Source organism: Nocardioides sp. Root122 (assembly GCF_001425025.1).
Classification (GTDB): domain Bacteria; phylum Actinomycetota; class Actinomycetes; order Propionibacteriales; family Nocardioidaceae; genus Nocardioides.
Genome location: NZ_LMDE01000010.1, coordinates 22,851 through 41,236 on the forward strand (window position 1 = coordinate 22,851; position 18,386 = coordinate 41,236).

The 18,386-nt window shown below is 73.2% G+C and carries 22 protein-coding genes and 1 other RNA gene; 11 read left to right on the forward strand and 12 right to left on the reverse strand.

The genetic code is table 11. The features are described from left to right. The first annotated feature begins 29 nt into the window (after window positions 1-29). The 3 genes from ASC64_RS09310 to ASC64_RS09320 are packed head-to-tail and all read left to right on the forward strand — an operon-like array spanning window position 30 to window position 2,647. Window positions 30-1,481, forward strand: coding sequence for an RNB domain-containing ribonuclease (locus ASC64_RS09310; protein WP_056907272.1), 1,452 nt, complete (start codon window positions 30-32; stop codon window positions 1,479-1,481). Between the two features lie 57 nt (window positions 1,482-1,538). After that, window positions 1,539-2,276, forward strand: a complete 738-nt coding sequence (locus ASC64_RS09315; protein ID WP_082550340.1) for a CDP-alcohol phosphatidyltransferase family protein — start codon at window positions 1,539-1,541, stop codon at window positions 2,274-2,276. Window positions 2,277-2,281: 5 nt separating this feature from the next. Next, window positions 2,282-2,647 (forward strand): hypothetical protein, encoded by a 366-nt coding sequence (locus ASC64_RS09320; protein WP_056907863.1) that lies wholly within the window; start codon window positions 2,282-2,284, stop codon window positions 2,645-2,647. Here ASC64_RS09320 and ASC64_RS09325 read toward each other — a convergent pair. The 3 genes from ASC64_RS09325 to ASC64_RS09335 are packed head-to-tail and all read right to left on the reverse strand — an operon-like array spanning window position 2,630 to window position 5,589. Next, the gene (locus ASC64_RS09325; protein WP_056907273.1) at window positions 2,630-3,358 is read right to left on the reverse strand and encodes a zf-HC2 domain-containing protein; all 729 of its coding nucleotides are present in this window, start codon (window positions 3,356-3,358) and stop codon (window positions 2,630-2,632) included. The genes ASC64_RS09320 and ASC64_RS09325 overlap by 18 nt on opposite strands. Then, complete coding sequence (locus ASC64_RS09330) at window positions 3,355-3,873, reverse strand: sigma-70 family RNA polymerase sigma factor (RefSeq protein ID WP_056907274.1); 519 nt, start codon at window positions 3,871-3,873, stop codon at window positions 3,355-3,357. Before ASC64_RS09330 ends, ASC64_RS09325 begins: the two co-directional genes overlap by 4 nt. A 42-nt stretch (window positions 3,874-3,915) precedes the next feature. Further along, window positions 3,916-5,589 carry a sulfatase-like hydrolase/transferase gene (locus ASC64_RS09335; protein ID WP_162245783.1) on the reverse strand — a complete coding sequence of 558 codons (1,674 nt, stop codon included), beginning with the start codon at window positions 5,587-5,589 and terminating at the stop codon, window positions 3,916-3,918. A gap of 91 nt (window positions 5,590-5,680) precedes the next feature. On the opposite strand from ASC64_RS09335, the gene ASC64_RS09340 reads away from it, so the two are divergent. The 6 genes from ASC64_RS09340 to ASC64_RS09365 are packed head-to-tail and all read left to right on the forward strand — an operon-like array spanning window position 5,681 to window position 10,423. Beyond that, window positions 5,681-6,703, forward strand: a complete 1,023-nt coding sequence (locus tag ASC64_RS09340) for a zinc-dependent alcohol dehydrogenase (protein ID WP_056907276.1) — start codon at window positions 5,681-5,683, stop codon at window positions 6,701-6,703. Then, on the forward strand, window positions 6,691-7,086 hold the full coding sequence (locus ASC64_RS09345; protein ID WP_056907277.1) for a 6-pyruvoyl trahydropterin synthase family protein: 396 nt from the start codon (window positions 6,691-6,693) through the stop codon (window positions 7,084-7,086). The genes ASC64_RS09340 and ASC64_RS09345 overlap by 13 nt, the downstream gene beginning before the upstream one ends. Next, window positions 7,083-8,141 (forward strand): glycosyltransferase family 4 protein, encoded by a 1,059-nt coding sequence (locus ASC64_RS09350; protein WP_056907278.1) that lies wholly within the window; start codon window positions 7,083-7,085, stop codon window positions 8,139-8,141. Before ASC64_RS09345 ends, ASC64_RS09350 begins: the two co-directional genes overlap by 4 nt. Continuing rightward, window positions 8,138-9,088, forward strand: coding sequence for a lysylphosphatidylglycerol synthase transmembrane domain-containing protein (locus ASC64_RS09355; protein WP_056907279.1), 951 nt, complete (start codon window positions 8,138-8,140; stop codon window positions 9,086-9,088). The genes ASC64_RS09350 and ASC64_RS09355 overlap by 4 nt, the downstream gene beginning before the upstream one ends. Continuing rightward, window positions 9,081-9,776, forward strand: coding sequence for a RibD family protein (locus ASC64_RS09360; RefSeq protein WP_056907280.1), 696 nt, complete (start codon window positions 9,081-9,083; stop codon window positions 9,774-9,776). Before ASC64_RS09355 ends, ASC64_RS09360 begins: the two co-directional genes overlap by 8 nt. Next, window positions 9,773-10,423 (forward strand): GTP cyclohydrolase II, encoded by a 651-nt coding sequence (locus ASC64_RS09365; protein ID WP_056907281.1) that lies wholly within the window; start codon window positions 9,773-9,775, stop codon window positions 10,421-10,423. Before ASC64_RS09360 ends, ASC64_RS09365 begins: the two co-directional genes overlap by 4 nt. Before the next feature lie 42 nt (window positions 10,424-10,465). Here ASC64_RS09365 and ASC64_RS09370 read toward each other — a convergent pair whose 3' ends face one another. From ASC64_RS09370 to map, 3 genes are all read right to left on the reverse strand, one after another. Continuing rightward, window positions 10,466-11,350 carry a DUF559 domain-containing protein gene (locus ASC64_RS09370; protein ID WP_200937651.1) on the reverse strand — a complete coding sequence of 295 codons (885 nt, stop codon included), beginning with the start codon at window positions 11,348-11,350 and terminating at the stop codon, window positions 10,466-10,468. A 151-nt stretch (window positions 11,351-11,501) separates the two neighbouring features. Then, window positions 11,502-11,865: RNase P RNA component class A (gene rnpB, locus ASC64_RS12760), an RNA gene on the reverse strand. 24 nt (window positions 11,866-11,889) lie between these two features. Next, a complete protein-coding gene (map, locus tag ASC64_RS09375) occupies window positions 11,890-12,738 on the reverse strand; it encodes a type I methionyl aminopeptidase (RefSeq protein ID WP_056907282.1) in 849 nt (282 codons plus the stop codon). A gap of 23 nt (window positions 12,739-12,761) precedes the next feature. On the opposite strand from map, the gene ASC64_RS09380 reads away from it, so the two are divergent. Then, a complete protein-coding gene (locus tag ASC64_RS09380; protein WP_056907283.1) occupies window positions 12,762-12,986 on the forward strand; it encodes a hypothetical protein in 225 nt (74 codons plus the stop codon). Here ASC64_RS09380 and ASC64_RS22495 read toward each other — a convergent pair whose 3' ends face one another. Further along, window positions 12,987-13,694: a hypothetical protein gene (locus tag ASC64_RS22495; protein WP_200937653.1), complete on the reverse strand. Its 708-nt coding sequence runs from the start codon at window positions 13,692-13,694 to the stop codon at window positions 12,987-12,989. It lies immediately after the preceding gene. Window positions 13,695-13,770: 76 nt separating this feature from the next. Between ASC64_RS22495 and ASC64_RS09395 the strand changes: the two genes are divergently transcribed. Then, on the forward strand, window positions 13,771-14,049 hold the full coding sequence (locus tag ASC64_RS09395) for a hypothetical protein (protein WP_056907286.1): 279 nt from the start codon (window positions 13,771-13,773) through the stop codon (window positions 14,047-14,049). Window positions 14,050-14,086: 37 nt separating this feature from the next. On the opposite strand, the gene panB is transcribed toward ASC64_RS09395, so the two are convergent. From panB to ASC64_RS09420, 5 genes are all read right to left on the reverse strand, one after another. Further along, complete coding sequence (panB, locus tag ASC64_RS09400; protein WP_056907287.1) at window positions 14,087-14,944, reverse strand: 3-methyl-2-oxobutanoate hydroxymethyltransferase; 858 nt, start codon at window positions 14,942-14,944, stop codon at window positions 14,087-14,089. 105 nt (window positions 14,945-15,049) lie between these two features. After that, window positions 15,050-15,550: a hypothetical protein gene (locus ASC64_RS09405; protein ID WP_056907288.1), complete on the reverse strand. Its 501-nt coding sequence runs from the start codon at window positions 15,548-15,550 to the stop codon at window positions 15,050-15,052. Between the two features lie 20 nt (window positions 15,551-15,570). Next, window positions 15,571-17,526 carry an alpha/beta hydrolase gene (locus ASC64_RS09410; RefSeq protein WP_056907289.1) on the reverse strand — a complete coding sequence of 652 codons (1,956 nt, stop codon included), beginning with the start codon at window positions 17,524-17,526 and terminating at the stop codon, window positions 15,571-15,573. Further along, the gene (locus ASC64_RS09415; protein ID WP_056907290.1) at window positions 17,523-17,852 is read right to left on the reverse strand and encodes a hypothetical protein; all 330 of its coding nucleotides are present in this window, start codon (window positions 17,850-17,852) and stop codon (window positions 17,523-17,525) included. Before ASC64_RS09415 ends, ASC64_RS09410 begins: the two co-directional genes overlap by 4 nt. Continuing rightward, window positions 17,849-18,364, reverse strand: a complete 516-nt coding sequence (locus ASC64_RS09420; RefSeq protein ID WP_056907291.1) for a hypothetical protein — start codon at window positions 18,362-18,364, stop codon at window positions 17,849-17,851. Before ASC64_RS09420 ends, ASC64_RS09415 begins: the two co-directional genes overlap by 4 nt. Window positions 18,365-18,386 lie beyond the last annotated feature (22 nt).

Consider the following 18,386-nt stretch of genomic DNA (forward strand, 5'->3'; position numbering starts at 1 on the left):
ACTCCGCAGCGCCCGGCTAGGGTCGTCGTATGCCCAGCAACCGCGTGGTGAAGGTCCGTTCGACCGGCGACAGCGTGACGGCGCAGGAGATGCGCGACGGCATCGCCGCCATCCAGGAGGAGATGAAGGTCTCGGCCTCGTTCCCGGACGAGGTGGAGCGCGCGGCGGCCGAGGCGGCGAAGAACCCGCGGCTGCCGGAGCTGGACCGCACGGACATCGAGCTCGTGACCATCGACCCCGAGGGTGCCCAGGACCTCGACCAGGCGATGCACATCGAACGCAGCGGTGACGGCTACGTGGTCCACTACGCGATCGCCGACGTGGCGGCCTTCGTCACGCCGGGCGACCCGGTCGACGTCGAGGCCAACCGCCGGGGTGAGACGCTCTACGGCGCCGACTCCAAGATCCCGCTGCACCCGCCGGTGCTCAGCGAGGGTGCCGCGTCGCTGCTGCCCGACCAGGTGCGGCCGGCGCTGCTCTGGACGATCCAGGTCGACGAGGTCGGCGAGGGCACCGACGTCCAGGTCGAGCGGGCCCTGGTGAGGTCGCGCGCCCAGCTGACCTACGAGGCGGTGCAGGCCGACCTCGACGCGGGCCGCGCCGACGAGATGATCGGGCTGCTCAAGGAGGTCGGCGAGCTGCGCCTGGCCCGCGAGGCCGCGCGCGGCGGCGTCTCCCTGCCCTTGCCCGAGCAGGAGCTCGTCGAGACCGACGACGGCCACTGGGAGCTGGAGTTCCGGCGGCTGACCCCAGTGGAGAGCTGGAACGCCCAGATCTCGCTGCTCACCGGCATGGGCGCGGCGTCGTTGATGGTCTACGCCCGCGTCGGCATCCTGCGCACGCTGCCTCCGGCCGACCCGCGTGACGTGCAGCGGCTGCACCGCACCGCGCGGGCGCTGGGCATCGAGTGGCCGGCCGAGCAGCTCTACCCCGACTTCATCCGCACGCTCGACCCGTCGAGGCCGACGCACGCGGCGATGATCGTGGCGTGCACGCGGCTGCTGCGCGGCGCCGGCTACGTGACCTTCAACGGCGAGCTGCCGGAGCAGGCGCAGCACTCGGCGCTGGCCTCGGAGTACGCCCACGTGACCGCTCCACTGCGTCGCCTCGCCGACCGCTACGCGGGAGAGGTCTGCGTGGCGCTGTGCGCGGGGACGGAGGTGCCGGAGTGGGTGCTCGCCGCGATGCCGGGGCTCCCCGACACGATGACGTCGTCGGGCCGTCGCGCCAACCAGTACGAGAACGCGGTGGTGGACCTCTGCGAGGCGGAGCTGCTCCACGAGCGGGTGGGGGAGTCCTTCGCCGCCGTCGTCGTCGACCTCGACGACAAGGACCGGACGAAGGGCGACATCACCATCAAGGACCCCGCCATCGAGGCGACGGTCACCAGCGAGCACGAGCTGCCGCTGGGTGACGAGGTCACCGTCGAGCTGGTGCAGGCCGACCCGACGACGCGCAAGGTGGAGTTCGGGCTGGCCTAGGTCGTCGAACCGAACGACCCCCGGCTGCGTACTCCGGTGTAGCCGAGGGAGGGTCACATGGTCGATGTCCGGCGTGGGCTGGTCGCCTGCGTGCTGGCGCTCGTCGCGCTCCTGGCCGTGCTCGGGACCGGGCTCGCAGGTTGGGGAGCCGGTCTCGGGTGCGCGGCAGTGCTCGCGGTGGCGACCGAGCGGCGCGCGACGGTCGACGGGATCGACCATTTCGGGCCAGCCGACCTGGTCACCCTGACCCGTGCGACGTTGGCCTGCGCGGTCGCGGCCCTCGTGGGCGACGCGTCCACCGGCGCCGACGTGGTCGCCGTCCTGGTGCCGCTCACCGTGCTCGCGCTGGTGCTGGACTTCGTGGACGGCCGGGTCGCCCGGCGCACCGGGACGGCCTCGGCCTTCGGCGGCCGGATCGACGGCGAGGCCGACGCCTTCCTCATCCTCGTGCTCAGCGCCCACGTCGCCCGGACCGCCGGCGCCTGGGTGCTGGCGATGGGGCTGGTGCGCTACGCCTACGCCGTCGCCAGCTGGATCGTGCCGTGGATGCAGCGGCAGCTGCCGCCGCGCTACTGGCGCAAGGTCGTGGCGGCCTATGTCGGCATCGCGCTGACGGTGGCGGCGTCAGCGCTCCTGCCGGCAGCGGCGACGTACGTCGTGCTGGGGGTCGGGGTCGCGCTGCTGGCCGAGTCGTTCGGCTGGGACGTGGTGTGGCTGTGGCGGCGTCGCGACGGGGTGAACCGCACGGACGCCCGCGACGTACGGAAGGGAAAGACCCTCCAGCGGAACAGGTGATCGTGATGCGTGTCCTGGCAGCAGTCTCGGTCCTCGTCTCGGCGGCCGTGCACCTCTACCTCTGGCTCGACTTCGCCAGGGACGACGACTTCCTCGGCCCGTCCTTCATGCTCAACGCCGTCGCCGGCGCGGTGATCGCGGTGCTGCTGCTCGTCTGGCGGCACTGGATCCCGGCGTTCCTGGCGCTGGGGTTCGGGCTCTCGACGCTGCTGGCCTTCGTGCTGGCCACGACGGTGGGGCTCTTCGGCACGACCGCGAACTGGACCGGCTGGGCCGTGTGGGTCGCTGCCGCCGCCGAGGTCGTCGCGATCGTCACGGGTGCGCGGCTGCTGGCCGTGGACAACCCGCTCGCCTCACGCGTCAAGTCGTAGCACGACGCGGCCGTCGGGCGTGCGCACCTCGACCGCGGAGAGCTCGTCGCGGGTGACGGAGGTGGCGGCGGGCACGGTCATCGTGGTGCCGCTGACCGAGGTCCAGCTGCCCACCTGCTCACTGTGTCCGTGGGCGTCGGTCACGTAGAGCAGGTAGTCGACGTGCTCGGGCAGCTCGACCCCGATCGCGTCCTTGTCGTAGGTGCAGGTCAGCAGCATCTTGGTGCCCCACGTCACCTGCTCGAGGCCGAGCGTGGCCTCGACGGGTACGTCGCCCTGCGGCGCCATGACGTGCGTCTCGACCTGGTCCTGGCCGGCCGTCGAGGGAGCGCTGGTGCCCGGCCCGGAGACCGCAGGTGCGTCGTCGCGGTGGAGCGCCAGGGGAACGCCCAGCGCGACCACGGCGGCCGCCGCGGCGGCGAGGCCGGCGATGACGACGGTGCGCCGGCGGCCCCGGGCCTCGACCACCCGGGTCAGGGACGGCAGCAGGGTGGTCGGCAGCGGCGGGTCGTCCGGCGGGTCCTCGAGGACGCTGGCGTCGACGAGGTCGAGCAGGCCGGGCAGGCCGGCGAGCGAGCGGATCGAGCGCGTGCACGGGTCGCAGGTCGCGAGGTGGCGCTCGAACTCGAGCCGCTCGGCCGGGCTGAGCGCACCGAGCACGTAGGCGGCGTCGTCGTGGGCGTGGCCGCAGGTCTGGGGGGTGGAGCTCATGCGGACACCCCCATCTCCTCGAGCGCGAGCTTGAGGGCGCGCAGGGCGTAGTGGGTGCGCGACTTCACGGTGCCGGGCGGCACGCCGAGCCGGCGGGCGACCTCGGCGACCGGGCGACCGCGGTAGTAGCACTCCAGCAGCACCGTGCGGTGGTCCTCGGAGAGGTGGGTCAGCGCCTCGGCCACCACCCACGAGAGGAGCAGCTGGTCGCTCTCGTCGTCCTCGAGCGAGCGGCGCTGCTCGGGCACCTCGTCGACGACCGTCTCGGGGCGGGAGCGCCGGCTGCGCCAGTCGTCGATGACGATGTTGCGGGCGACGGTGAACAGCCACGAGCGCACCGCCGCGGGCGGGCTCTCGAGGATGGTGCCGTGCCGCCACGCGCGGAGCAGGGCCTCCTGGGTGACGTCCTCGGCGTGGCCGCGGTCGTTGCCGACCAGGCGCAGGCAGAAGCGCCAGAGCACGTCGGCGTGCTCGTCGTGCACCTGCTGCATCAGCGCGACCTCGTCCTTCGGCATGTCACCTCCCTCGACAAGAGACGCCGGGGCTGCCCGTTCGGTTCACCCGGCGCCGGCCTGCGCCGTACCAGTCTGGTCCGCGGACCCGAACGCCGCGAGGAACCGGTCGCGGAAGGCGTCCATCCGCCACACCGGTGCGTCGTCGGACGGGCGCAGCCCCGGGTCCCACCCCCAGTCGGCGATCCGGTCCGTCACGGCGGGGTCACCGGCGATGACCGTGACGGGCACGTCGTGGCCGGGGTCGCTGCCCGACACGATCGTGGCCGGCTGGTGGTCGCCCAGCATGACCACGACGGTGTCCTCGTCGGCGTACGTCTCCAGATAGGTGGTCAGCGAGCGCAGGGAGTACACGACCGACCCGGCGTACGCCGCTCGCACCCGGTCGCCGTCGGGCCAGATGTCGGCCTCGGACGGCAGCGTCTCCGGCATCCCGTCGTAGACCGAACCGTCGCCGACGGCGCTCTGCGCGATGAGGAGCGGCGTGCGCGACCACGGCGCGTGGCTGCTGATCAGGTCGATCTCGGCCATCACGGGACGGCGGTCGCGGGCGGCGAGCTCGAGGTGCTGCACCGCGTCGAGGGTGAACTGGTCGGGCATGGTCGGGTAGCCGAAACGGGGGCCGCGGTAGCCGAGGCTGCGGGCGTCGTAGACCCGGTCGAAGCCGTAGAGCTCGCCCTGCGGCCAGTCGCGGGTGTTGGCCGGGACGGCCGCGACGGTCCGCCACCCTGCGCGGCCGAAGAGGCTGGTCAGGGTCTCGCGGTCGGTGGTGACCAGGTGGTCGTAGCGCTGCTGGCTGTCGACCCAGAGGCCCGACTGCAGCGTGGAGTGCGCCAGCCAGCTCAGCGCCCCGAAGGTGGGCGAGGTCAGCCACCCGCTGCGCGCGCTCAGCCCGGCGCGGGTCAGCGCCCCTGTCCCCTCGTCGAGCGCGGCGGTGATGCCGGGGGAGAGCCCGGGGTCGTCGAGCGCGACCCGGCCGTAGCTCTCCACGAAGACGAGCAGCACGTCCTTGCCGCGCAGGCCGGTGAGCAGCCGGTCCGCATCGAGGTCGCGCGCCGGGTCCGCCGCGGCCGCGCGGGCGAACTCGCGCTGGTCCTGCAGCTGGGAGGGGACACGCGCGACCTGCCCGTAGGCGTACGCCGCAGCGGCCTCGGACGCGACCGGCACCGTGCCGGCCCGCACGCCGAGCAGGCTGAGGACCAGCCAGAGCGGTACGAGCACGGCGAGCAGGCGGAGGGTGCCCGCCCGGTTGTCGCGCGCGGCTCGGCTCACCCGGGCGACGGCGAGCGGCACGAGCAGCGCGGTCCCGAGCAGGGCGACGAGAGCTCCGGCCAGCAGCAGCACGCCCAGCGCGCCGGGTGCGGACCCGCGGACGGTCTCGACGAGGTCGGCGGCGTAGCGCCAGTCGATCAACGGGTCGAAGGGCCGGTTGAGCGCCTGGTAGAAGCCGAGGTCGAGCAGCTTGAAGACCGCGACGAGCGCCAGCAGGCCTCCGGCGAGCGCCACCAGCGCGCGGCGCAGCCGGGACGCGCGGTCCGGCAGGGCGAGCACGACCACGAGCAGCGTCAGCAGCTCGACGGGCAGCCGCAGGAAGGCGGCCGGGGTGAGGTCCTCGAGGTGGTTGGGCGCCAGCAGCGCGACGAGCACGAGCACGAGGGCGAGCAGGGTGAGCACGGCGGAGGACGTGGACGACCGCGCGCGGCGTTGAACCGTCTGCACGTCCCCTCCGTTCACCCCGTTACAAGCAGCTCTTCGGGAGGGAACGGGGCCGGGCCCCGTTCGGTTCACGGGACCGGGCAGAGGTGGACGGATGCAGGAAGTCGGGCAGGGAGCCGGGCGGGGACGGGCGCGGGCCTTCTGGCTGCGTGAGCCGGGGGTCGGTGAGATCCGCGACGTGCCGCTGCGCGAGCCGCGGCCGGACGAGGTCGTCGTACGCACGCTGCGGTCGGCGGTCAGCCGCGGCACCGAGAGCCTCGTGTTCGGCGGCCGCGTGCCGCCGAGCCAGTACGACGTGATGCGGGCGCCGTTCCAGGAGGGCGAGTTCCCCGGCCCGGTGAAGTACGGCTACCTCAACGTCGGACTGGTCGAGGCCGGCCCCGACGACCTTCGCGGTCGCACGGTCTTCTGCCTGCACCCGCACCAGACGACCTACGTCGTGCCGGCGGCAGCGGTCACGGTGGTGCCGGACGGGGTGCCGGTGGGCCGTGCGGTGCTCGCCGGGATCGTCGAGACGGCGGTCAACGCGCTGTGGGACCAGCCCCCGCTCCTGGGCGACCGGATCGCCGTGGTCGGTGCGGGCGTGCTGGGCTGCAGCGTCGCGCGACTCGCCTCGCGGGTGCCCGGCACGACGGTGACCTTGGTCGACGTGGACCCGTCCCGCGCGGGCGTCGCCGACGCCCTCGGGGTGGGGTTCGCGCTGCCCGACGCGGTGGAGGGCGGCTGCGACCTCGTGGTGCACACGAGCGCGACCTCCTCAGGGCTGCAGTGCTCGCTGGACCTGCTGGCGCCCGAGGGCACGGTGCTGGAGCTCAGCTGGTACGGCGACGAGCCCACGACGGTGTCGCTCGGCGGCAGCTTCCACTCGGGCCGGTTGAGCCTCCGCGCCAGCCAGGTGGGCCGCGTGGCACCGGCGCGGCGCGATCGTCGTACGACCGGGGCGCGGCTCGCGCTCGCGCTCGACCTGCTCCGCGACGACGCCTTCGACTGCCTGCTGACCGGGGAGTCGGACTTCGAGGCACTGCCCGACGTCATGCCGCGCCTGGTCTCGCGCGAGCTGCCCGCGCTGTGCCACGCGGTGACCTACGGGCACGAGGAGGTCGCGTGTTCGGCCTGACGGTCCGCGACCACATGATGGTGGCGCACAGCTTCCGCGGCGAGGTGTTCGGGCCGGCGCAGGCGCTGCACGGCGCGACGTTCGTCGTCGACGCGACCTTCCGCGGCGAGACCCTCGACGCCGACGGCATCCTCGTCGACATCGGCCGTGCGACCGAGGTGCTCAAGCAGGTCGTCGGCGAGCTGTCCTACCGCAACCTCGACGAGGTGCCGGCCTTCGCCGGCACCAACACCACGACCGAGGTGCTGGCCCGCCACGTCGCCGACCGGCTCGCCGAGCTCGTGGCAGCCGGCGCGGTCGGTCCGGCCGACCACCTCAGCGGCCTGGTGGTGACCCTCCACGAATCGCACGTGGCGTGGGCGAGCTACGAGCGGGCGCTGTGACGGACGGCGTGCTCCACGTCGTGGTCCCGGGCGGGATCGACGACCCGGCGCGCCCCAGCGGCGGCAACACCTACGACCGCCGGCTGTGTGCGGCGCTGGGCGAGCAGGGCCGGTCGGTCCGGCTCGTCGAGGTCGAGGGTGGCTGGCCGTGGTCCGCGGACGTCGGCGCCCCGGCGCTCGAGCGGGCGCTCGCCGGGCTCCCGGACGGGTCACCGGTGCTCGTGGACGGGCTGCTCGCGTCGCGGCTGCCCGGGGTGATGCTGCCCGCCAGCCGGCGCTTGCGCGTGGTCCTGTTGGTGCACCTGCCGGCCGGCGTGGACGACGTGCTCGCACGGCTGCCCGAGCAGCAGGTGGTGCGGGCGGCGGCCGGCGTGGTCACCCCGAGCGCCTGGTGCCGTGACTGGCTGGTGTGGACCTACGAGCTCGACCCGGCGCACGTCGCCGTCGCCCGGCCCGGGGTCGACCCGGCGGAGGTGGCTGCCGGTACGACGAGCGGCGCCGCGCTGCTCACCGTCGGGGCGGTCAGCTCGGTGAAGGGCCAGGACCACCTGCTCGCCGCCCTGGCCGACGTCCGCGACCTGCCGTGGACGTGGACCTGCGTCGGCTCCACCGCGGTCGAGCCGGAGGCGACCGTCCGGCTGCGCCGGGCCGCGACCGCGCTGGGGGTGGCCGACCGGATCCTGCTGGCGGGTCCGCTCGGCGGCGCGGACCTCGAGGCGGCGTACGCCGGCGCGGACCTGCTCGTCCTGCCGAGCCGCACCGAGTCCTACGGCATGGTGCTGACCGAGGCGATCGCCCATGGCCTGCCGGTGGTGGCGACGGACGTGGGCGGGGTGCGCGAGGCGCTGGGGGAGCCGGCCGGGGAGGACCTGCCCGGGCTGGTGGTGCGGCCGGGCGACCCGACCGACCTCGCCGCCGCGCTGCGGGGCTGGCTGTCGGAGCGCACGCTGCGGGAGCGACTCCGCGCCGCCGCGCTCCGGCGGCGCTCGATGCTCGAGGGATGGTCTGCCACGGCCGAACGGGTCGTGGACGCGCTGGGCGAGGTGGCGGTGTGAGGGCACTCGTCGGATCCACGTGGCGCTGGCTCGGCGGCGCACTCATCCTCGTGCTCGTCGTCCGTGAGGTCGGGAGCGGCCCTGTGCTCGACGGGCTGCGCGCGCTCGACGTGGGCGTCCTGCTGCTCGGTGCGGCGCTCGCGGTCGTCACCACGGTCGCGTCCGCGTGGCGCTGGACCCTCGTGGCGCGCGAGCTCGACGTCGCCATCACGCTGCCGCGCGCGGTCGCGTCGTGCTACCGCGCCCAGCTGCTCAACACGGTCCTGCCGGGCGGGGTGCTGGGCGACGTGCACCGCGGCGTGGTGCACGGCCGATCCGCGGGGTCGACGTCCCGCGCCCTCCGTGCCGTCGGCTGGGAGCGCTTCGCCGGCCAGGTGGTCCAGGCGGTCCTGGCCGCGCTCGTCCTCGTCGCGCTGCCGTCGCCGGTGCGACCGGTCGTGCCGTGGCTGCTCGGCGCGGCGGCGGTGCTGGCCGCGTGCGCGGTCGTGGCGCTGCGTCGTACGCCCCACCGGGACGCGTGGTGGAGCCGGGCGGCGCGCACGGTGCGCGACGACGTACGTCTTGCCCTCCTCGTCCGTCGGTCGTGGCCGGGCATCGTGCTCGCGTCGGTGGCCACGGCGGCGGGCTACGCCGCGACCCTGGTCCTGGCGGCGCGCGGCGTCGGGGTGTCCGCGTCCGTGGTCACCCTTCTCCCGCTCGCCCTGGTGGTGCTGGTCGCGGCCGGGCTGCCGCTCAACCTCGCGGGCTGGGGACCGCGCGAGGGGATGGCCGCCTGGGCGTTCGGCGCGGCGGGGCTGGGGGCGTCCGCCGGAATGGCCACCGCCGTGGCCTACGGCGCGATCGTCCTCGTCGCCAACCTCCCCGGGCTGGTCGTGCTCGCCGCGACCCGCCGCACCACGTCCGTCCCCGTCACCGGCGTCCCCGCAGGAGAACCCGCCCATGCCTGACCGCCCCTACACGATCCTGAGCTGCAGCATCTCCCTCGACGGCTACCTCGGTGGCGCGACCGAGGAGCGGCTGGTGCTGTCCAACGACGCTGACCTCGACCGCGTCGACCGGGTCCGCGCGGACTGCGACGCGATCCTCGTCGGCGCCGGCACGGTGCGCGACGACAACCCACGGCTGCTGGTGCGCGACGCCGCCCTCCGTGAGCGCCGGCGAGCCCGCGGGCTGCCCGAGTCGCCGGCCAAGGTCACGATGACGCGGCACGCGCAGCTCGACGCGGGCAGCAACTTCTTCGCCACCGGGGACAGCGAGAAGCTCGTCTACTGCCCGAGCGATTCGGTGGGTGCGGTCCGCACGCGGCTCTCGCAGGTGGCGACGGTGGTGGACGGCGGCGCGGACGTGCACGTCGGGCGGCTCACCGAGGACCTCTGGGACCGCGGCGTACGCCGCCTGATGGTCGAGGGCGGCGGACGGGTGCACACGCAGTTCCTGACCAGCGCGGTGGCCGACGAGCTCCACCTGGTGGTCGCGCCGTTCTTCGTCGGCACCTCGACCGCCCGCCGCTTCGTGGGCGACGGCGCCTTCCCGTGGCACCCCGGCCACCGCGCCACCCTCGCCGAGACCCGCCAGATCGGCGACGTGGTGCTGCTGCGCTACGCGCTGTCCGCCCGCTACGAGGAGACCGCATGACTGCCGAACGCATCCCGGACCGGCCCGCGGCTGCCGTCGTACGCCGTGACGTGCAGCTGCCGCTGCGCCTGGCCGACGGCACGTCCGTGCCTGCGCGGATGGTCACCTTCCACGGGCTGGACGACGGGCGCGAGCACGTCGCGATCGGGCTCGGCGACCGCGCCGGTGACGGCGACCCCATCGGCGTACCTCTCGTGCGGCTGCACAGCGAGTGCCTCACCGGCGACGTGCTGGGCAGCGCGCGCTGCGACTGCGGTCCCCAGCTGCACGAGGCGATCGGCCGGATCTCGGAGACCGGCGGCTACCTGCTCTACCTGCGCCAGGAGGGTCGCGACATCGGGCTCTACAACAAGATCGATGCCTACGCCCTCCAGGACGAGGGCCTCGACACCTACGAGGCCAACCTCGCGCTCGGCTTCGCCGAGGACGAGCGCGACTACTCCGCCGCGGTGCAGATGCTCGAGGCGCTCGGCATCGACCGGCTCGACCTGCTCTCCAACAACCCCGACAAGGCCGCCCAGCTCGAGGCAGCCGGCATCCACGTCGAGCGCCGGGTGCACACCGGCCTGCACCTCAGCCCCGTCAACGTCGGCTACCTCACCACCAAGGCCCGCGGCGGGCACGTGCTCCACCTCCCCGGCCTCTAGGCCGGCGCGTCTGACGACCAGAACTCTTCGTGCTGCTCCCCTCTACGCGGGGCGTGCGAGGTCGCCGGCGACTTCTGGTCGTTCGACGCGCCGCGGGAGCTCGGCGAGCACCCACCGGACGTACGCCTGCTCGTGCATGACCTGCTCCCAGGTGAAGCGCAGCACGCGCCAGCCCCGGAGCGTGAGCAGGTTGTAGCGGGCGCAGTCGCGACGGTGCGCCTTGCGAGAGGCGTGGAAGGTCCAGGAGTCGGCCTCGATCACGAGCCCGAGGAGGCGGCAGACCAGGTCGGGACGGACCTCCCCGGTGCCGAGATCGAGGGACGCCTGCGGCTCGACGTCGAGGTCCGCATCGATGCACAGCGCCCGGAGCACCGACTCGAACGGGTTGGCAGCGCGAGCGTCGGCATGCCGCAGCACGCGTCGTACGGCGGACGCGCCAGCCCCTCGTACGTCGATGGCCGCCAGCTCCTCAGGCGTCACGTCGCCGTGGCGGAGCGCCGAGTCGGCGATCGCCAACGCCTCGGTGAACGGCAGGATCCGTGCGCAGTCGAGGACGGTGCGCAGGGGAGTGGTCACCCCGTCGTGGACCTGGTCATCGGCGAGGTTGGTCCAGTGGACCGAGATGGCTGACCGCTGGTCGGGGACGAGCTTCCGCCCTCGCCGCACCATCAGCTCCGGCACGTCCGGCTGAACAGCCATCTCCCACCCGTGGCAGGCGGCCGCGCTGCGGAGGGCGACGACCGCGGTGAGACGGGCCGCTGCCTGCTGGGCCTCGTCGGCTGTCGGCAGGCAGTACCGGCCGCGCGCCGGCGACACGATGAGGCCACGGGCCACCGCCCGCCGAAGCCTCCTGCGCGTGGTTAGGCGCAGCAGGTCGGCCGCGCTCGCCGTACCGCCGAGTCGGCCGAGCGCTGCCACGGGTTCCACGGATCAACCGTCCCGTGAAGCCGACCCCGCCCGCTCGCGTCGTCCACAGGCGCGTCAGACGACCAGAAGTCTCCTCGTGGGCGTGGACGCACGCTCAAGGCGTCGTACGTCAGCGACTTCTGGTCGTCCGACGCGCCGCGGAGGGGCTGGGGGAGTGGGTCGGCCTGTAGGCCGGGTTCTGTCCTGCTGACGCAGGGGCGACCATCCATCTGCGACGACCGTTGCCGGCCGCCTGGTGCGATCTACCCGGATGCTCGGGCGGGCCGCCCTCGAACGCATCCTGTCTGATCTTGCTCCGGGTGGGGTTTGCCTAGCTACGCCGGTCGCCCGGCGTACTGGTGGTCTCTTGCACCACCGTTTCACCCTTACCGGTCCCCGGAGGGACTGGCGGTCTGTTCTCTGTGGCACTGATCCCGCGGGTTGCCCCGGGTGGCTGTTGGCCACCACCCTGCCCTGTGGAGCCCGGACCTTCCTCGACCCCACTCACGTGGAGCCGCGGCCGCCCGGCCGACCCACTCGCCGAGGATCCTAGCCGGGACTCAGGGGTGGGTGAGCACCTCGGCGCCGTCCTCGGTCACGACGAGGGTGTGCTCGAACTGCGCCGAGCGGCGGCGGTCCTTGGTCACGACGGTCCAGCCGTCGTCCCACATGTCGTAGTCGGGCGTGCCGAGGTTGAGCATCGGCTCGATGGTGAAGGTCATCCCGACGCGGATCTCGTCGTCGAAGCGCTCGTCGTCGTAGTGGGGGATGATCAGGCCGGAGTGGAACGCCGTACCGATGCCGTGCCCGGTGAAGTCGCGGACGACGCCGTAGCCGAAGCGCTTGGCGTAGGACTCGATGACGCGGCCGATGATGCTGACCCGGCGACCGGGCTTCACCGCCTTGATCGCCCGGTCGAGCGCCTCGCGGGTGCGCTCGACGAGGAGGCGCGACTCCTCGTCGACGTCGCCGGCGAGGAAGGTGGCGTTGGTGTCGCCGTGCACGCCGTTGATGTAGGCGGTGATGTCGATGTTGACGATGTCGCCGTCCTCGACGACGCGGGCGTCGGGGATCCCGTGGCAGATCACCTCGTTGACGCTCGAGCACAAGGACTTGGGGAAGCCGCGGTAGCCGAGCGTCGAGGGGTACGCGCCGTGGTCGCAGAGGAACTCGTGGCCGATGCGGTCGAGCTCGTCGGTGGTGATGCCCGGCGCGACGTGCTGCCCGACGAGCTCACGGGCCTGCGCCGCCAGTCGGCCAGCGATCCGCATCCGCTCGATGGTCTCGGCGTCCTTGGCCTCCTCGCCGGTGAAGCGCTGGGGCGCCGGCTTGTCGACGTACTCGGGACGGGCGATGTGGGACGGGACGGCACGGCGGGCCGACACCTCTGCGGGGGATACGACTGGCACGACGGCGAGTGTACGTTCGGCCTATGAGCGAGAACGAGTACTGGTTCTGCCTGAAGCACCACACGGTCGAGGGGCACGACGGCTGCAAGAACGCCGACCGCCTCGGCCCCTACGCGACGTCCGAGGAGGCGTCCCGCGCCCTCGACAAGGTCGCTGAGCGCAACGAGTCGTGGGACAACGACCCGAAGTGGAACGACGACGGCCCGGGGTCCGGCGACGGCCTCACCGACGGGACCCCGGACAGCTGATCACTTCTTCCGGTTCTTCTTCTTCCCCTTGACCGGGTTGGCCGCCTGAGCGATGTCGGCCGCGGTGCGGACGCTCTTCAGCGCCCGCTTCGTGTTCTTGTCGAGGGTCCGGGTGAGCTCGGAGATGGCGGCTTCGTACTGCCGGCTCACCCGGGCGGCCGTTTCGGCTGCGACGCGCTCGGCCGTCTCCTGCGCCACCTGCTGGATCATCGCCGCGGTGCCGAGCGCCTGGGCGCCGACGTCGACGGCGAGGCCGGCGGCCGAACGACGCGTCGCCGCGGCCGGGGGCTGGACGCTCGGGGTCGTCACCTGCGGCGCCGCGGACGGGGGCGTCGTCGAGGACTTCTTCGCGGTGGACTTCTTGGCGGCGGACTTCGTGGCCGTCGTCTTCTTCGCGGTCGTCTTCTTCGCGGTGGACTTCTTGGCGGCAGTGCTCTTCGCGGCGGTCTTCTTCGCGGTCGACTTCGCGGGGGTCGACGTCGTGGCGGTGCTCTTCTTCGCCGTCGCCTTCGTGGCGCTCGCCTTCGCGGGGGTCGTCTTCTTGGCCGTCGTCTTCTTGGCCGTCGTCTTCTTCGCGGCGGACTTCGTGGGGGTGGACTTCTTGGCGGTGGTCTTCTTGGCGGCGGTCCTCTTCGCGGGCGACTTCTTCGCCGTCGTCGGGGTGGTCGTCGTCGTGGCTGGCGTCTGCTCGGCCGGGGTCTCGCTCACGGAAGGGCTCCTCGCGTCGTCGGAGTGCCCGATCCTGCCCCGCCGAGGCCGAGTTGTCACCGACTAGCGTGTCGGCGTGCCCCCGCCCACCGTCCGTGAGCCGCTCTCCCCGTGGCCCTTCGCCGGGCTCGTCGGGCTGGCGTGCGTCGCCTTCCTGATCGGCGCCACGCCGCTCGTCGTGGGCGCCCCGTGGTGGGCGGTCGTGCTGCTCGTCCTGGTCTGGCTGGGAGCGCTGGGGCTGGCGATCGCCTGGTTCACCACCAGGCCGAGAGCCGTCGCGCTGCTCCCGGCCGTGGTGGCGCTCGTCTGGGTCGCCACCGTGGTCGGCGGCGCGAGGTTCCTCGACTGGGCCTGACTCAGCGAACGGGCCTGACTCAGAGAACGGGACTGGCTCAGAACGTGTGCTCGGCCCCGGGGAACGTGCCACCGCGGACGTCGTCGGCGTAGGCCCTGGCGGCGTCCAGCAGCACGGAGTGCACGTCGGCGTATTGCTTGACGAAGCGCGCCATGCGCCCGGTGCGCAGACCGAAGGCGTCCTGCCAGACCAGCACCTGACCGTCACAGCCGGCGCCGGCGCCGATGCCGATCGTGGGGATGGTGAGCTCCTTGCTGATCCGCTCGGCGACGTCGCCGGGCACCATCTCCATGACCACTGCGAAGGCGCCTGCCTCCTGCACCGCGTGGGCGTCGGCGACGACACGGTCGCTCGCGTCGCCGCGGCCCTGCACGCGGTAGCCGCCGAGTGTGTGCTCGCTCTGCGGGGTGAAGCCGATGTGGGCCATCACGGGGATGCCGCCCTGCGTGCACTTCTCAATGACGGGCGCCATCTCCGCGCCGCCCTCGAGCTTGACGCAGTGGGCGCCCGCCTCCTTCATGAAGCGGACCGCCGTCAGGTAGCCCTGCTCGGGCGAGGCCTGGTAGCTGCCGAACGGCAGGTCGCCGACGACCATCGCGCGCTTCACCGACCGGGCGACCGCGCGGGTGAGGGGGAGCAGCTCGTCGACCGTGACGGGCAGCGACGTCTCGTTGCCGTAGACGTTGTTGGACGCGGAGTCGCCGACGAGCAGCAGGTCGATCCCGGCCTCGTCGAACGTGGCGGCGGTGTACATGTCGTACGCCGTCAGCATCGTGATCTTCTCGCCGCGCTCCTTCATCTCCCGCAGGTGATGGGTGCGCACGCGCTTGGCCGGGGAAGCCGCCGGGGCAGCCGGGCCGGAGCCGTAGGGGGCGGTCTCTTCGGGTGCAGGCATGGGTCGCTCCTCGTCATCTCGCGGCTCCCTGATGGAGTCCACGGACCACTCATCAGGCTAGTGCCGACCGGGCCGCAGGGCGCTGTGGTCGTCGTCACCCCGAGGTCACTGGAGGAGCGTGGAGGCGGGCTTCAGGCCCTGCTCCTTGACGTAGTCCTCGTCGTCGCCGCCGTAGCGCTTGCAGGGGCCGGTGAAGCTCAGCGACCACGCGCCCTCGCCGCGAGCCGGCGACGGCTGCACGTCGAGGTCGACGTCGCCGCGGCTCACGCTGACGTGCCCGTCGACCTGGGTGCCGTCCTCGAAGTCGGCACCGACCAGGGCCGTGCGTACGGCGTCGAGCTGGGCCGCCGTGTCGCCCTTCGGCGCGACGAGGGACCCGCCGCCGGAGTAGACGTGGCCGACGCCGCTCGGGCAGGAGCCCCAGCCACCGGAGACCTCCGCCTTGCTGGCGTCCAGGGCCTTCTCGACGAGCGGCACGGCCTCCGAGACCGCGTCGACCACCTGCTTCTCCCGGTCCTTGGCGGACGCCTCGTCCTTGCCCAGGCTGCAGGCCGACGTGCTGGCGACGAGCGCCACGAGGGCGAGGACGGTGAGCGTGGCGCGCATGAACCTCACGGTAGTGGACCTCACGGCCAGTGGTCCGGCCAGAGGTCGTCCCACGCGTCGCGTGCCCCGTCGACGGCGTCACCGACCCCGTCACGCACGCCCTCGTAGGTCGCGACCGCTCCGTCGCGCACGCCTTCGTAGGTGTCGACGGCGGCGTCCACCACGGGGTCGACCACGTGGTGCTGGACCTCGCCACCGACCCAGTCGTAGAGGTAGTCGTGGGCCTCCTGGGTGCGTCCGCCGGTGTCGACGACCGCGTCGGAGTTGCCGGAGACGATGTCGCCCATGTTGGCGAGCGCGGGGTTGCCGACGTCGAAGTAGTTGGTGTGGTTCTCCATGAACCCGGTGGTGACCAGGCCGGTGCCGTGGAACTCCTCGCCGTTGTCGACGGCGAAGTTGGTCGCGCCGAAGTCGTGCTGGGCGGGGTCGGCGCCGAGGCCGAGGCTGTCGTCCCAGGTGCCGGGGAGCAGGCCGTCCTCGCCCCCGAGCCACGAGACCGGGTCGTTGTCGGCCGCGCCCACGAACACCTGACCGGCCGGCATGTTGAGGTCGGACGCGTGGTGGACGCCCTCGCTCGCGCCCGGGCTGCCGATGAGCACGAGGCTGTCGGCGTCCATGCCCCCCGCAGCGGCGTACGACGACGTGGTCGAGCCGTAGCTGTGGCCGATCACCGTCAGGTGGGGCTGGTTGCCGCCCGTGTGGGTGCTGTTGAGGCCGTCGACGAACTGCGAGAGCGCGACGCCGCCCGCCGCTGCATTGGCCTCGGTGACGGTGTGGGCGACGTCGCCGGCCGAGTCGCCGAGGGCGCCGGGCCACATCGACTCGGGGTTGAAGTTGGGCGAGTCGTAGCCGATCCACGCGATCGTCGACACCGAGCCCGGCCGGGGCGGGTCCTCGCCCAGCATGCTGTTGACCGTCTCCTCGTAGAGGTTGAGGGCCTGGGCGCCGTTCTCGTCGATCTGGGTGCCGTCCTGCATGATGCCCGGCACGTAGACCGCCGTGTGGTCGGCGGTGTCTGGGTCGCCGTAGGCGACGGCGGCGATGCCGTCGCCCCCGAAGGCGTCGGGTTGGTAGGCCATCACGAACGCGTCCACGCCGAGCGCGGCGTATTGCGGGGAGCCGGCCTGGGCGACGGCCTTCTCGATCGACTGGGCGTTCTCGAGCCACCGCTGCTCGGAGGCGCTGAGCTCGTGCCCGGACGCCTGGAGGCCGAGGAGGTACTCGATGTCGCGTTGGACCGCGGACGTGTTGGCCTCGTCGCGGTCACCGGTCGGGATGCCGTTGGTGTTGCCGACCAGGCCGGGGTCGCTGATGAGCAGCGCGTTGCGCTCCGCATCGCTGAGACCGTTCCACCACTGGTTGACCGCGTCGGTGTCGGTCCCGAGCCGGCGCAGCTGGGCCGCCAGCGCCTCGGTGTCGGCGCGGGAGGGATCGGCCGCGGCCGCGAGCCCCTCGGAGAGCTCGTCGACGGCAGCGAGGGCACGCACGGCCTTCTGCTCGTCGGCGTCGACCCGGTCGCGCCAGGCCTGCAGGTCCTGCTGGTAGGCGGTGAAGCGGGCGCGCAGGTCGGCGGCGTCGGCCTGGAGCGTGGCCACCTGCTCCTCGGTGGCCGCCTCGATGCGGCGCAGGAGGGCCTCGCGGTCGTCGTTGAGCCGCTGCCGACGGTCCATCAGGTCGTCGTGCTCGCTGCGGCGCTGGCGCATCGAGGTGAGGAACTCGTCGATCGCCAGCGCGCCCCGCTCGAGGGCGGCGCCGACGGCGTCGGTGTCGCGGGCGAAGACGGTCACGGCGTGGTCGGCCGCGTCGGCGGCACTGCCGCTGAAGTCGGCGGGGGCGCCGTTGGCGCGCGCCCAGTCGGCGACGTCGCTGACGGCGGTCGCCGCAGCGCGTACGTCGGTGAGCACGGCGCCCGACGCCTCGGTGACCGTCAGCTCGGGCTCGCGCGGCAGCCAGGCCGGGACGGCGATGGTGGTCACGGGCCGACCACCCCCACCGGCGTGGTGCCGCGGTCGTCCCACATCAGCAGCTGCTGGGTGGCCTGGACGCTCTCCTGGTCGGTGACGAGGAAGTCGTACATCGTCTGCGCCAGCGCGTCGGCGTGCCCGGAGGCCTGGTCGCGCAGGGCGAGGACCCGCTGCTCCCAGGTGGTGAGGAAGGCGTCGGCCGCGCCCTGCACGGCGTCGCCGAGGAGGGTGGGGTCGGCCTGGGCGAGGTTCTTGCGGGGGCCGTCGAGCCCTTCGGACTGCTCCTCCCACGCGGTGCGTGCCTCGGCGAGGGTGGCGGTCCACATCTGGAGCGTCATCGCGCGGCCCCCTCGGCGGCACGGACGCGGGACGTGCGAAGCACCACCACCAGGGCAGTGGGTCGCACGGTCGCGGACGCCTCGAGGCCGCCGCGCCGGCGTGCGGCGAGCCGCGGTCGGTCACCCGGGACGGGCCGGGCCTGCCAGCCGAGACCGACGAGCGCGTGGCCGGTGGAGCGGAGGAGGACGATGTTGTCCCCCTCGCCCAGCCCCTCGACGACGGCGACGCACTCGTACCAGGACTGGCCGAGCTCGTCGGTGTGCCAGCCGGCGTCGCGCGCGACCGTGCCACGGGTCGCGGCAGCGATCCGCTCCAGCAGGTCGTCGAGGGCGCGGTCCGCCGCGGCGGCGAGCTCGTCGCGGTCGCCCGCGTCGAGGACCGGGGCGACGGGTGCGGGTGCGTGCTGGGGGAGCACGACGATGTCCACCTCGGGATGCCGCTCGCGCAGGACGCGCAGCATCGGGTCGAGGATCGGCTCCGGGGCGCCGGGGCCGGGGGCGGAAGGAGGCATGACGTCCTTCTTCCGCGACCGC